This is a genomic window from Amycolatopsis sp. CB00013, from assembly GCF_001905755.1.
GTDB classification, from domain to species: Bacteria; Actinomycetota; Actinomycetes; order Mycobacteriales; family Pseudonocardiaceae; genus Amycolatopsis; species Amycolatopsis japonica.
Genome location: NZ_LIWC01000007.1, coordinates 435,419 through 448,177 on the forward strand (window position 1 = coordinate 435,419; position 12,759 = coordinate 448,177).

The 12,759-nt window shown below is 68.0% G+C and carries 14 protein-coding genes; 2 read left to right on the top strand and 12 right to left on the bottom strand.

Annotated elements, in window-relative coordinates:
* Window positions 1-140: 140 nt before the first annotated feature.
* The 6 genes from AMK34_RS38590 to AMK34_RS38615 form a co-directional block, all read right to left on the bottom strand.
* Window positions 141-1,064, bottom strand: coding sequence for an ACP S-malonyltransferase (locus tag AMK34_RS38590; protein ID WP_083650117.1), 924 nt, complete (start codon window positions 1,062-1,064; stop codon window positions 141-143).
* Window positions 1,065-1,069: 5 nt separating this feature from the next.
* Window positions 1,070-2,500, bottom strand: a complete 1,431-nt coding sequence (locus AMK34_RS38595) for a class I adenylate-forming enzyme family protein (RefSeq protein WP_073848708.1) — start codon at window positions 2,498-2,500, stop codon at window positions 1,070-1,072.
* Between the two features lie 16 nt (window positions 2,501-2,516).
* Window positions 2,517-2,726, bottom strand: a complete 210-nt coding sequence (locus AMK34_RS38600; protein WP_073848710.1) for a DUF5988 family protein — start codon at window positions 2,724-2,726, stop codon at window positions 2,517-2,519.
* A 13-nt stretch (window positions 2,727-2,739) separates the two neighbouring features.
* On the bottom strand, window positions 2,740-3,504 hold the full coding sequence (locus tag AMK34_RS38605) for a thioesterase II family protein (protein WP_073848712.1): 765 nt from the start codon (window positions 3,502-3,504) through the stop codon (window positions 2,740-2,742).
* Window positions 3,505-3,632: 128 nt separating this feature from the next.
* Window positions 3,633-4,229 (bottom strand): NADPH-dependent F420 reductase, encoded by a 597-nt coding sequence (locus AMK34_RS38610; RefSeq protein ID WP_038510813.1) that lies wholly within the window; start codon window positions 4,227-4,229, stop codon window positions 3,633-3,635.
* 25 nt (window positions 4,230-4,254) lie between these two features.
* Window positions 4,255-5,064: an inositol monophosphatase family protein gene (locus AMK34_RS38615; RefSeq protein WP_073848714.1), complete on the bottom strand. Its 810-nt coding sequence runs from the start codon at window positions 5,062-5,064 to the stop codon at window positions 4,255-4,257.
* A gap of 106 nt (window positions 5,065-5,170) precedes the next feature.
* Between AMK34_RS38615 and AMK34_RS38620 the strand changes: the two genes are divergently transcribed.
* Complete coding sequence (locus AMK34_RS38620; RefSeq protein WP_073848716.1) at window positions 5,171-6,076, top strand: LysR family transcriptional regulator; 906 nt, start codon at window positions 5,171-5,173, stop codon at window positions 6,074-6,076.
* Between the two features lie 5 nt (window positions 6,077-6,081).
* Here the strand turns inward: AMK34_RS38620 and AMK34_RS38625 are convergent, their stop codons facing one another.
* The 5 genes from AMK34_RS38625 to AMK34_RS38645 all read right to left on the bottom strand — a co-directional run bounded on the left by AMK34_RS38625 (window position 6,082) and on the right by AMK34_RS38645 (window position 10,936).
* Entirely contained in the window at window positions 6,082-6,663 is a 582-nt protein-coding gene (locus tag AMK34_RS38625; RefSeq protein WP_038510819.1) for a dihydrofolate reductase family protein, read from the bottom strand.
* A 64-nt stretch (window positions 6,664-6,727) separates the two neighbouring features.
* On the bottom strand, window positions 6,728-7,549 hold the full coding sequence (locus AMK34_RS38630) for a helix-turn-helix domain-containing protein (protein ID WP_198941841.1): 822 nt from the start codon (window positions 7,547-7,549) through the stop codon (window positions 6,728-6,730).
* A gap of 67 nt (window positions 7,550-7,616) precedes the next feature.
* Window positions 7,617-8,399 (bottom strand): NPCBM/NEW2 domain-containing protein, encoded by a 783-nt coding sequence (locus AMK34_RS38635; protein WP_083650118.1) that lies wholly within the window; start codon window positions 8,397-8,399, stop codon window positions 7,617-7,619.
* A 1,032-nt stretch (window positions 8,400-9,431) separates the two neighbouring features.
* On the bottom strand, window positions 9,432-10,250 hold the full coding sequence (locus tag AMK34_RS38640) for a hydrolase (protein WP_073848722.1): 819 nt from the start codon (window positions 10,248-10,250) through the stop codon (window positions 9,432-9,434).
* A gap of 47 nt (window positions 10,251-10,297) precedes the next feature.
* Window positions 10,298-10,936 (bottom strand): LysE family translocator, encoded by a 639-nt coding sequence (locus tag AMK34_RS38645; RefSeq protein WP_038510824.1) that lies wholly within the window; start codon window positions 10,934-10,936, stop codon window positions 10,298-10,300.
* Window positions 10,937-11,005: 69 nt separating this feature from the next.
* Between AMK34_RS38645 and AMK34_RS38650 the strand changes: the two genes are divergently transcribed.
* Complete coding sequence (locus tag AMK34_RS38650) at window positions 11,006-12,070, top strand: LLM class flavin-dependent oxidoreductase (protein WP_073848723.1); 1,065 nt, start codon at window positions 11,006-11,008, stop codon at window positions 12,068-12,070.
* On the opposite strand, the gene AMK34_RS38655 is transcribed toward AMK34_RS38650, so the two are convergent.
* On the bottom strand, window positions 12,039-12,674 hold the full coding sequence (locus tag AMK34_RS38655) for a hypothetical protein (protein ID WP_143202750.1): 636 nt from the start codon (window positions 12,672-12,674) through the stop codon (window positions 12,039-12,041). The two genes, AMK34_RS38650 and AMK34_RS38655, sit on opposite strands and share 32 nt — an antisense overlap.
* Window positions 12,675-12,759 lie beyond the last annotated feature (85 nt).

Below are 12,759 nucleotides of genomic sequence, written 5' to 3' on the forward strand. Positions count from 1 at the left end.
CTCTGGGTCCCTCAAGGAGGCCTTCACGGACCGGCGGGTCGCCACATACGCACCAGTGGTCACAGCGACTGCGCGTGAAGGCCCCCTTCCCTCGGCTCAGCCGAGGAAAGGGGGCCTTCACGCGCAGGGGAGCAGAAACCTTAAGCGCGGCTCCGCGGCTTCAAAGCCATCGCCGGCGTCACCGTCCGCACCTCGAAGTTCGCCACCGTGCTGTCCACCCGGTGGAAGAGATTGTCCGGACCGGAGAAGCACAACGACGTCACGCCCTGCTCCCGAAGGGTCGCGACCATCGACGGCCAGTCGATCGGCCGGTCGAAGGTGTCGAGCAGCATCCGGCGCATCCCCGCCGCCGAGTCCAGGAGCGCACCGTCCTGGTCCGCGACGACCGGCAGTTCGGGGTCGCGGAGAGTGAAGCCGGACAGCACTTCCTCCTCGGCCCGACGGCGCAAACCGCCGAAGTAGGTGGAGTGCACGGGCGGGCGCATGGTGTGCATCGAGTAGCCGCCGATCGCCCGGACGCGCGCCTTCACCCGTTCCAAGTCCTTCTCCCGCACCGAAAGCAGGTAGAAGCCCTTGTCGATGACGCCCGAAACGTCGTGGAACTCGTCCTTCAGTTCGGCCAGGACCTCGGCGAAACCTTCTTCCGGAGTCCGGACGAAACAGTGGGTCACGACGTCCGAGTAGTCGCTTTCGAAGTAGGACACCTCGCACCGCGAAAGCTCCGCGGTGAGCCGGACGGTCTCCTCGAACGACAGCACACCCGTGTACGAGGTCAGTGCCTTCTGGCCGAAACTGGGACCGGCGCAGATCTCGGGTTTCACGCCGAGGGCGTCTTCGGCCCACTCCGCGAGGGAAAGACACGTCAGCATGAAGACGACCTGCGCGGCCTCGTCGTACACATCGCCGTCTTCGCGGGCCGGGCCGAGCAGGCGACGGCCGAGGACGTCCTCGGCCGTGGCGAGCCGTTCCCGCGCCTTCCGGTTGATCATCAGGAACCGGCTCACGTCCCCGGTTTTCGTCGGGGCCATTCCCGGGAAGATCAGGGCGGTGCGTTCGTCGGTCACGTCGCTCAGCCGGCCTTCGGTGAACTGGCCGATTCGGCGAGCGCCAGCTCCGTCATCCGCTTCTTGTCGGGTTTTCCGTTGCGGTTCAGCGGAAACCGGTCGACGACCCGGATGCGGTCCGGTCGCTCGAACTCCGGCAGCACCTCGGCGATACGCGTACGCCAGTGCCTGCCGTCGTGGCCGAGCGGGTCCTCGACGAAGAACGCCAGCTGACAGCCGCGCCGTTCGTCCGGCAGCGCGATGATCTTGACCGGGCACAGCGCTTCGGTGACCTTGTGCTCGATGATCTCCGGATAGAGTGTGTGTCCCTTGCGGTGCACGGCGAACTTGCGGCCCACCACGAACAGATTGTCGTTCTCGTCCAGGTAACCGAAGTCGCTGGTGTGCCGCCAACCCTGCTCCGCCGGCTCCAGCGAGCCGTCCGCGGCGAGGTAGCCCGCCATCATGTCGGGGCAGTGCATCACGATCTCGCCGGTCTGCCCGGCGGGCAGCGAGTTGCCTTCGTCGTCGAGGATCCGCAATTCGTGCCCGGGGAGCGCGCGGCCGCAGCCGACCGGGTTCTCCGGCGTCGCGAACGCGAGGTTGCCCAGTTCCGTGCTGCCGTAGCTGTCCAGCAACGGCAGGCCGAACCAGGCGACGTAGTCTTCGCTGAGCGTCGAGCCCAGGGGAGCGGCACCGCTGCAGAACATCCGCACACCCGCGAGATCGAGGCCGTAGCGGGGATTGCGCTTCACGATGTTGAGGATGCTCTGGTACGTCGACGGCGTGCCGTCGGTCACGGTCACCCCGCACTGGCCCGCCATCCGCAGCGCGCGGTCGATCCGCCGGTACGGCGCCACCACGAGCGAGCAGCGCACCAGCCACGCGATCAGCACCATCGACAGGCCGTACTGGTGGGAAAAGGGCAGCATCGGCATCAGCACGTCACCCGAGTGGTGGCCGACCTGGTCGGCGTTGCGCTGGAGGTTCTTCAGGAACCGTCCGCCGTTCTTGACCACGCCCTTGGGCACTCCGGTCGATCCGGAGGAGTACATGATCAGCCCGTCCGGCAGCTCGCACCACGGCTCCACCCGCAGCTCCGGATCGCGGGTCGCCTGGGACGCCCCGGCGACGAGTAATTCGTAGAGCAGGGTGTGCGGGCCGTCGGTGACCAACGGCGCGTCCTCGTCGACCAGGCTGATCTTGACCCCGGCCTGGTTGCAGACCCGCTGGGTTTCGGCGGCGTTCTCCTGCTGGTCGACGAGCACGATGCTCGCGCCGACATGCATCAGGGCCAGGAGGGTCGTCACGTAGGCGGCCGAGTTCCCGGCCTTCAGCATCACCCTGGTCGCGGGTGTCACGCCACGCTCCCGGAGGGACTCCGCCACCCCCAGCGCGCTGTGTTCGAGTTCGTCGAACGTCTGCAAGGAATCGAGGGCGAAGAGTCTCGCGGACATGGGATTCCCCTTTCTCTCACTCGGCGATCTTGGTGCGGCCAGACCACCGGAAGACGGCGACGACCTCTTGACCGTCCTTTTGGAATTCCCCGGCGTGGGAAAAGTGCTCGTAGCCACCGTCGACGCAGATCTTCAAGTCCTGGTCCAGGTCCTCGACCTTCTGGTAGGACTCCAGATCCGCCGACCGCGCGCGGGATCCGGTGGGATCGATTCTGATGTGCACCACGGAAGGGCTCCTTTCACTGGGTGACGCGGAGGTCGGAAGGCCGCAAGGCGTCCGAGATGGCCCCGATCACGGCCGGGGCGTGGGTGTTCAGATAGAAATGCCCGCCGGGATACGTGGTCAGGGTGAACCGCCCGGACGTGTGCGTTGCCCAGTCGCGGACTTCGTCGACGGTCGCCTTCGGGTCGTTTTCGCCGACGTGGGCGTGAATCGGGGTCCGCAGTAGGGGCCCCGGCGTGTATCGGTAGGTCTCCGCGGCGGTGTAGTCCGTACGGATCGAGGGCAGCACCATTTCGAGGATCGCTTCGTCCTCGAAGATCTGGGCGTCGGTACCGCCGAGTTCCTTCACGGCCGCGATGAGTCCCGCGTCGTCGCGCCGGTGAACCGTCTCGTCGCGAGCGCGGCTGGGCGCCACACGGCCGGAGACGAACAACGCGTGGGGCCGCACGTCACCGGCTTCGAGCAGGCGGGCGACCTCGAAGCCGAGTGACGCGCCCATGCTGTGACCGAAAAGGACGGTCGGCCGGTCCAGCCACGGCAGGAGCGCCTCGGTGACACCGTCGGCCAGTTCGGCGATGGTGGCGAGCCCCGGTTCGCGACGCCGGTCCTGGCGTCCGGGGTACTGGATCGCGAGTACGTCGGCGGCGGGGCTCAATGCCCTGGAGACCGGGAAGAAATAGCTCGCGGAACCTCCCGCGTGCGGGAAACAGACCAGACGGAAGGGCGCGTCGTCCGCGGGATGGAACCTGCGTACCCAGAGTCCTTCGTCGTTGCCTGCCACCCGGCCACCTCCTGCGTCGGCGACGGGCGGATCGCCCGTCCCACCGAGCGTGCGGGCGGCCGGACCGGCCGGACAACCCCTACCGACCCGGCGTGGCCCCTATCGCGCCTCCTGAACGAACAGGCCGATCAACGGGCGATGGAGACGGCGAAGGGGGTGAAACCGTTGCGGCGCAGGACATGGGGGACGACGAGGACCATGGCTTCGGTCGCGCGGGCGGTGGTGATGTCGCCGAGGTCTTCGATCCAGCCTGGATCCCAGCCCAGGTCGCCGAGGAGTCCGGCGACGGTTTTCTTGGCCTGTTCGTCGTTTCCGGACAGATAGGCGGTGGGCGGGGTCCTCAGCGCGCCGGGGTCGGTCATGACCGTGAACAGCATGGTGTTGAGGGTCTTGACGACCTGGGTGCCGGGCAGGGCGTCCTGGAGCTGCTCGGCGAGACTGCCGCCGGGGTAGCACAGATCGCCGGGCAGGCCGTCGGCCGCGTCGTGGGTGGCGTTGGAGACGTCGACGAGGATCTTGCCCGCGAGTTCGGCTCGCAGCGCGGTGAGCCGCTCCAGTGTGGTGTCGCCGGGGGTCGCGTTGATGACGATGTCCGCGCCACCGGCGACGGTGGCGTGATCGCCGTTCCCGCGGCGGCCGAGAGTGACCTGGTGGCCCGACGCGGCCAGCGCGCGGGCGAGGTTGGTGCCGACACGGCCGGCGCCCAGGATGCCGATGGTGGTCATGGCGTGGTGCTCCCTTGTGGACCGGTCAGAGCGGGGAAAGGACGTCGAGCGCGGCGGCGTGGACGCGGGGAGCGGCGGCGAGGAAGTCACGGCCGGCCGCGTTCCACGGCTTGCCGTCCAGGTCGGTGACGGTGCCGCCGGCCTCGGCGACCAGGAGGGCGCCGGCGACGAGACCGGAACGGACGTCGGAGAACTGCCAGAAGGCGTCCATGCGCCCGGCGGCGACGTGGATGAGTTGCAGGGTGGCCGGAACGGACACGCGTACGACGAGGCCGGCGGTGAGCATGGCGGTGACCGATTCGCCGATCCGGCGGAAGGTGTCGGCGCTCTCGCCGGGCCGGGCCTGCCCGGTGCCGATCAGCGCGGCATCCAGGTCGGCCTTGGCGGAGACGGTCAGGGGGCGGCCGTCGAGATGGGCGCCGCCACCGGCGGTGGCCGTGTACGTGTCGCCGCTCAGCGGAAGATGCACGACGGTGAGGATGGGCTGGTTGTCACGCACCAGGGTGGCGGTGACGGCCCAGTCCGGCATGCCGTGGACGTGATTGATGTTGCCCTCGGCCGGATCGACGACCCACCACTCACCGGGCGGGAGCGCCCCGCCCGCGAGTTCGTCCTCCACCCACTGGGAACCCGGCCTCGCCGCCAGCAGCGGCTCACGCATGACGGCGAGGACCGCTTCGTCATTCGAGTAGATCTCGCCGACGACCTCCGCCAGGGTCACGCCCCGGGCGTGGGTCGTGTAGCGCTCCCGCAAGGTCTTCCCCGCGTCCTTCACGATGGCGGTCACCGCGGGCAGCAAGGTCGTGCGGAGGTCGGTAGGCATGGCTGTACTCATGGCGTACTCCTTGGGATTCGGGCTTTTTTCCAGCCCCGTGATTCCCAAGGTAGAGAGCGCGGCCATTAACGACAAGTGCATGTTCCGCACTTATATAGTTACCGCCATGCAACTGGATCTGAACCTGCTCACCGCGCTCGACGCCCTGCTGGAAGAGGGGAGCGTGGCCGGGGCCGCGGCTCGGCTTCACGTCACCGCACCGGCGATGAGCCGCTCGCTGGGCCGCATCCGCAAAGCGACCGGTGACGAGATCCTGGTCCGCACCGGACGCCACATGACCCCCACCACCCGCGCGGTGGCCATGCGGACCGAGGTCCACGCCCTGGTGCGGCAGGCGCATCAGTTGCTGTCGGCTCAGGCGGAACTCGACCTGGCGACGCTGGAGCGGGTGTTCACCGTCCGCTGGCACGACGCCCTCACCGCCGCCTGCGGAACCGCGCTGATCGCCGCGGTGCACCGCCAGGCCCCCGGTGTCCGGCTGCGTCTCACCGCCGAACCCGGCGACGACTCCCCGGAGTTGCGTCGCGGCGAGGTCGACCTCGCCTCCGGCACCGGCCCGCCGTCCCTGCCCGACATCCGCCACCACCTCATCGGCCACGACCGGCTCGCCGTCGCCGTCCGGCCGGGTCACCCGCTCGCCGGACGATCCGTGACCGCCGAGGCCTACGCGGCGGCCGAACACCTCACCGTCTCCCGGCGCGGTCGCCTGCGCGACCGGATCGACGACACCCTCGCCACCCTCGGCCACGAGCGCCGTGTGATCGCCTCCGCCCCCACCACGGCCACCGCGCTGCAGCTCGCCCGCGACACCGACCTCGTGGTCACCCTGCCCGACGCGGTCACCCGGGCCGCCCGCGAGCAACTCGGCTTGATCACCCTGCCGCTACCGCTGCAAATGCCCGACGTGCCTCTGCACCTGCTCTGGCATCAGCGGCACCACAACGATCCCGCCCACGTCTGGCTGCGCGAAACAGCCACCGGAACCCTTCAAGACCTGCTCGCTCCGGGCTGATTCCGTCAGCGGCGCACCCGGTAGCGCAGGTGAAGTACTCGGTTGCCCTGAAGCACCACCTCGGGATCCTCCAGCAGGTGTTGCGCGTGGACCGACCCGAAGAAGCGCCTCCCGGACCCGAACACGACGGGTACGACGTCCATGCGCACCTCGTCGACCAGACCCGCGGCGAGTGCCTGGCCGCCGACGTCGCCTGCCGCGATCTCGACGACGCGGTCACCCGCGAGTTCCTGCGCCTTGGCAACGGCTGCCTCGATGCCGTCGACGAAATGGAACGGCGCGCCGGGATCCCAGCCCTCGGGCGCGGGCCGATGCGTCACGACGACCACGTGGTCGATCCCGCTCGGCGGCTTCCCGTCCCAGCCGTCGGTCAGGTCGAAGACGCGGCGGCCGGCGATCGTCACCCCGATCTCGTCCCAGTACTGCCGGGTGTAGTCGTAGGACGCTCGCGACACCTTGAGCACGCCGCTCTCGTCCAACGGGACGTCACCGCCGGTCAACCAGTCGAACAGCGGTCCGGGCTGGTCGTTCTCGTCCGCGACGAAGCCGTCCACCGACACCGAGCTGTACATGACCACCTTGCCCACGGGCCCTCCTTTGCTTCGAGGGCCCCGAAACTAGCGTGCCGTGAGCCGCCGCGCTTGTAAGAAATCAATCGGCGGGCAGAGGCCAGCTGTCCAGCACATGGCCGGGATGTTCGCGGTGGAACCGTCGCCGGACCTCGAGGTAGCGGGTCGGCGTGAGCCCGGTGAACGCCCGGAACTCGTGGCCGAAGTGGGCCTGGTCGAAATAGCCGGCGCCATGGGCGAGTTCGCCCCAGTCGATCGGTTCGGCGGGGTCGATCCCGAACACGGTGGCGGTGAAACGGTAGGTGCGGGCGAGCCGCTTCGGCGTGACCCCGATGAGTTCCTTGAACCGCTGTGCCAGATGGGTGCCGCTGACCCCGGCCGCCGCGCTCAAGTCGCCGATCGCCACCGCTCCGCCGGTCGCCGCGATGGCGCCGCTCATCCGGCGGACCAGCTCCAGGCCGGAGGGCTCGCGCAGCCGTCGCGTCAGCTCCTCTTCAAGCAGCGTCAGCATCTCGTGCGGTCCGGGCGCCGAGGCCAGGCGGTCCCGCAGCTCGGCGACGGCGGACCGTCCCCAAACCTGCTCCAGCGTCACCGGCCGGTCGCACAGCTCGGCCGCGGGCATCGGGAGGAACGACGCCGGTCCCCACGGCTTGAAGTGCACGCCGACGGACCGGCTGCGGCGTGGGTAGCCGAACTCGTACGCGCGGGTGGGCATGGTGATCACGCAGCCGTCGGCGTACCCGGCCGTCTCGATGTCGGCGCCGGCGCGGATGCGGAACGGCGCCCCGAGGTTGACGATGAGCAGCGCAGAGGGCGACGGCGGCAACGTCAGCCGGGCGTAGGGCGGCGCGCCCTCCAGGTAGTAGAGGTCGTCGATCAGCCCGTCCAGGGGCGGACGCGGCACTCTGGACACGTACTCCACGCGTCAAGCATCGCCGACGTTCGCCGGTATCGCGAGCCCGATCGACTGTTCACCTGGTGAGCCTGGCGTCGCACCAGCACGGGTATTCGGCGTTGGTCCCGCCGCTCACGGTGAGCCGAACACGGCTCACCCCCGTCACGTCGACGTCAAAGGGCACTTGTGCCGGGTATTCGACCTTCTGTGGCTGCAGGAGCGGGTCTCCGGTGGAGGAGTATATGGAGAAGTAGGTGACCCCGTCGATGACGTTGTCATGCCGGGTCTCGTCCGTCATTCCGAAGACCCCGGTAAGTCGCTTGTATGAACCCGGAAGGTTCACCTCGACGTTGTAGGTGCAATTTCCGCAGTTCGTGAAGCGATACGAGTAGCTCGATGGGTACTCGTGATTGTCGATCTTCGCGGGCCCCCGCTTCGGTGAGGCGGGTTGGCGTATGAAGCTGCTCTCAGGGAGATCGCTGAGAAAGATCTGGCTCGAGTTATCCGCCCCTCGGGCTCCGGTCTGGTCGCTGGAAGGAATCGTACCGGTCGTCGGCGTGTTCGGCATCGGCTCATTCGGGGTGCTCGAGGAGGCCTGCGGTGCCGAGGAAACGGCCCCGCCCTCCGCTTCCACGGGAGCGTTCGGATACTGCCATGCGGCGTAGGCGATGGTGAGACCCAAGACTGCGACGATCACACCGGCGGCCGTCCACCATGACCTCGAGTGCCATTTCGTCTTTTCGTTCGGCCTGTTCGTCAAGCTGTTCTCCGGAAGATCATCGACCGTGGAATCTCTATGGTTCCCTCTGGTCGCCAGAGTGGCCGTCGTCGTTACAAATTCGATCAGCCGAAGCCGCATCGCCGGAATGATGTCGGAGCCGCCGACGACGTCGTCGTCGTCGCGGTACGCCTTCGCCCGTACCGGTCGTAACTTTCCGATACAGGCTCAGGTCACGCATCTACCCTGACTTCGCAACCAGTGCAGGATCGGTGAAAGTTCACAGGCTGCCGCGCCCGCTGGAAATATGTTGTCATGGGCGAATAATTCTCAACGCTTGTCGCCGTCGGTGTGTGTCATTCCGAGCTCTTGGAGACGTCAATATCGCCACCGTACGACGACGAGTCGGCTGCTGACCTGCTTCCCACCGTCGACCTGACTGAGTCGGAATCCAGCCGGGCTTCTTGAACAGAGTCGCCGTCCCGGCCGTCTTCGGCCCTGCGGCGAGCGGCATGTCGGGCGGCGATCCGGTTCCGTCATGTTCGCCGACGCACGCTGTCGCGGAGATACCGAGTGTCGCGACAGCTACGAAAGCGCCGATGCCCGTTCGGTATCGGACAGTTCGTCTCTTCGCGTGCACGCGGCTAGGTTCGCCTGCACATCATGCGGTGTTACGGAGACATCGGAATCGTGACGCAGGCCGACTACGGTGATACGCGAGTAAGTGCGGGCATGGAGGGCAATCGATCGCCCGAGCGACGACGTCGAGGAGGCGAGTATGCGGGTAACGGCATGGAGCAACGGATCTCCGCGGCCGTCGGGGGCAGGCTACGGAGTCCGAATCTCGCCGCAGGATCGTACGCGCTTCTTCCCGCCGGAATGGGACCACATCGATCTCGACCTTGGCGGCGGTTCCCCGATCGAGATCGTTTTACGAGCTACGTTCTGGACGACCTGCCCGGAATTGCGCAGCGCCGAGATCGGGCGCTGGCTGCTGCGGCACCGGCTTGCTCCGTGGCTGCCGAGAGAACCCCCGGTGCTCGTTCTCGACCGCCAAGGTGGAAACCGGTTCGTCCTGCACCAAAGCGCGAGAGATTAGTCTGGTCTCCTCCTTTCTGTGACTCGGTCGCGATTTCGTCATGCGCTCTTAACCAGGAAAAGAGGAATTTTGTTTCAGCCGAGATGGTCGTTCGCGCCACTGACCCACGCGACGTAACGCTCGGCCGAGCGCCGCACGGCGCCCTTCGCGTCAGCCTGCAGAGTGGCGCCCGTCAGCGCGTAGAGCCGGTCGAACTCGTAGGGCTCCAGCCGGTCCAGGAGCCGCTCGACCAGACCGGCAGAGAGCGGGATCTGGTTGGGATAGCTGCGCATGAAGGTCACCCAGCCCGCCGCGGCCACCGGCACGATGGTGTCGCCCACCAGCAGCGAGCCGCCGTTCGCGGCGACGTGGGCGACCGCGGCGCCGGGGAAGTGGCCGCCCGCTTCGACGAGCGTGACGCCGGGCAGGATCTCTTCCGTACCACGCCATTCGCGGATCACCGGATCTTCCCGCCGCACCCACCGCCGGTCGGCGGCGTGCACGAGGACCGGCACGTTCCCGAGGTGATGGCTCAGGCTCACCTGCGAGCCGTACATATGCGGATGGCTCGCCACGATCGCGGCCGCCCCGCCGAGTTCGGCGATCTTGTCGAGCAGGGGCTCGTCGAGTGCGTTCGGCGGATCCCACAGCAGGTTGCCCTGATCGGTCTGGACGACGTACGTCCATTGACCGATCGAGAATTCCGGCTCGCGGTGCAGGCGGTGGATGCCCGGCTCCGGCTGTTCGTGGACCAGCTTGTGCGGATCCGCGGCGAGCTCGTCCGCGGTGGTCCAGGATTGGCCGGAAGCGCGGACGTACTGGCGTTCGTCCGCGCAGATCCGGCAGATCCCGGCCGGAGGCGCGGCGGTGTCGGGGTGCTCGACGCCGCAGGTCGCACAGATCCAGATCGTCATGAGTCCAGCATGGAATCTCCAGTTCGCTGGAGGTCAAGACGTCCGGTCTACTCCTTGCGGCCGCTGACGGCCAAGCCGACGCCGAGCCCGACCATCGTGAGCCCGGCCGCGCCGCCGACCAGGTCCAGGCGCCGCGCCGAGCGGGCGAACCAGGACCGGACCGCTCCCGCCGCCACGCCCCAGACGGAATCCATCGCCAGGGCGATCGTGGCGAACACCGCGCCGAGGACCACCATCTGAAGGCCGGCCTGTCCGGCGGAGGGGTCGACGAACTGAGGGAGGATCGCCGCGAAGAACACCACGGTCTTGGGATTGGTGACGCCGACGATGAATCCCTGCAGCAGCGTGCGCCCGCCGCTGATCGGGGCCGCTTGCGCCTCGAAGGCCTCCCGCAGCGCCCGGCGGTGCCGGATCGCCTGGACGCCGAGGTAGATCAGATACGCGGCACCGGCGAATTTGATCACGGTGTAGATCACGGCGGAGGCCTGGATGATGGCGCCCACCCCGATGGCGACGGCCGTGGCGGCGACGAAGCTGCCGAGCGCCCCGCCGACCACGGTCATCAGCGCGGTCCGACGGCCGTACGCCAGGGCGCGGCTGATCGCGAACAGCACGGCGGGGCCGGGGATGAGGATCAGGACGAACGACGCGAGCGCGAAAGCGGCGAGGCGATCAGGCGACGGCATAGGACCACGCTAGCCGATTCGGTCACGATCTCTGGCAAGCTCGGATTCACGGGTGGAAGGGGGAGTCCTGTGCGTACCGGCATCGTGGTCGCGGCCCATCCCGGTGTGGCGGAGTCGGCCGTGCTGGCCGAGGAGCTCGGGTTCAGCAGCTTTTGGGTTTACGACACGCCCATGGTCCACGGTGATCCGTTCGTGGCACTGAGTTCGTGTGCGCGGGTGACCAGCCGCATCAAGCTCGGCATCGGGGTGACTTCCCCGGCGTTGCGGTCGGCGCCTGCCGCCGCGAGCGGGTTCGCCAGCCTCAACGCGCTGGCGCCGGGCCGGATCGTCTGCGGTGTCGGCACGGGGAACACCGCCCGGCGCACGCTGGGCATGCCGCCGACCACGACGGTCGAACTGGAGGCGTTCACCGTCGCGCTCCAAAGGCTGTGCGCCGGATATCCGGTCGACTATCGCGAGGGCGACAGGGTGTGCGACGTCCGGTTCCTGCATTCCGGGCAGGCGGTGAACACCGCCGATCCGATCGAGTTCGTGGTGGCCGCGCTGGGGCCGAAGGTCGCCGCGGTCGCCGGACGCCGCGATGCCGGCCTCGTCTCTTTCGGTCTTCTCGATCCCGCGTCCTGGCGGGCGTTGCACGCGGCTCGCGGGGGCACGCCCCGGGCCGGGTCGTACTTGATGACCGCGCTCCACGTCCTCGACGACGGCGCCGACCCCTACGGTGACTCGGCCCGGGACGCAGTGGGCCACGTCGTTTTGTCGTTGCTGGCCTTCGCCGCCGACACCCCGTCGGTCGCCAGTGGACTCGGCGCCGAGGAACGCGACGCCGTGCGCCGGCTGCTCGACCGGCGTGGCACCACGGCCACCGCGCCGGACCGGTACACCAAGCTCTACCCCGGCTACCTGGACCGCATCGTGCCGTCGGACCGGGACCTGATCATCCCGTCGCTGATGGACACCCTGACCCTGGTCGGGACGCCGGACGACCTCCGCTCCCGCATCGCCGCCTTGGGCGAAGCCGGTGTCGGCGAGATCGTGATCCAGCCGGTGGTCGACCCGCTGGAGGAGATGGCCGTGATCGCCGGATTGATCAACGGCGCCCCTGTTACTTGGCCAGGATCTGGCCGACCGCTTTGAGGACGTCGTCGAATTCTGACGAGACCGATCTCGCGTTTTGCGCGAAGGTCGACGGTTTCAGCGCCGGCAATGACCGTCGACCTTCGCGCCAGGCCTTGAGCTGCCGCTCGTCCTCCGCGAGCTTGAGGTCTGAGGCGCAAGTGGCCCCGCCGGTGAGCAAGCCAAGGGAATCGATCCACTTCTCCGTGTCGTACCGTGCCGCCGCGGCGTAGTCGACGATTCGTGTGCTGGCTTCGAGACAACTCTCCACGGCGTTCTTGTACTTGTCGTTCTTGACCAACTCGGGAAGGTTTTCGCCGGCCGCCGAGAACGTTTTTCCCAGCATGTCGAACGTCGCCCACTGGTGTTGAAGTACGACGTCGATCTGGAGCGTCACCTGTGCCGGAGGCAAGGGAACAGTCAACGCGGTGCCGGGTTCGAGCGGCGTTCCGTATAACGGCTTCTTCGCTCTCCACATGCGAAAGAGCTGCACGTCCGTGGGTACGCCGCCGTGGCGATCGGCCATGACTTCCGGGGGCGTCCGCACCAGCCAGACGACTTTGGTGTCGTTTCCGACGAAGACCGCCGTTCCGCGTGCGTTGGTGCACATGACCAGCTGGGACAAGTCCCGCGGCGGCCCTTCGATTATCGACAACGGAACTCGGCTACCGGTCGTGGCATCGGGGCAGCCAGGGTCGACGCGTTGCCCG

What these genes read in the sequence shown, in the direction of transcription:
- AMK34_RS38595 (WP_073848708.1), bottom strand. Translation starts at nt 2,500, where the DNA reads ATGTCCGCGAGACTCTTCGCCCTCGATTCCTTGCAGACGTTCGACGAA.
- AMK34_RS38640 (WP_073848722.1), bottom strand. Translation starts at nt 10,250, where the DNA reads ATGACGATCTGGATCTGTGCGACCTGCGGCGTCGAGCACCCCGACACC.
- AMK34_RS38635 (WP_083650118.1), bottom strand. Translation starts at nt 8,399, where the DNA reads ATGCGGCTTCGGCTGATCGAATTTGTAACGACGACGGCCACTCTGGCG.
- AMK34_RS38615 (WP_073848714.1), bottom strand. Translation starts at nt 5,064, where the DNA reads ATGAGTACAGCCATGCCTACCGACCTCCGCACGACCTTGCTGCCCGCG.
- AMK34_RS38645 (WP_038510824.1), bottom strand. Translation starts at nt 10,936, where the DNA reads ATGCCGTCGCCTGATCGCCTCGCCGCTTTCGCGCTCGCGTCGTTCGTC.
- AMK34_RS38610 (WP_038510813.1), bottom strand. Translation starts at nt 4,229, where the DNA reads ATGACCACCATCGGCATCCTGGGCGCCGGCCGTGTCGGCACCAACCTC.
- AMK34_RS38620 (WP_073848716.1), top strand. Translation starts at nt 5,171, where the DNA reads ATGCAACTGGATCTGAACCTGCTCACCGCGCTCGACGCCCTGCTGGAA.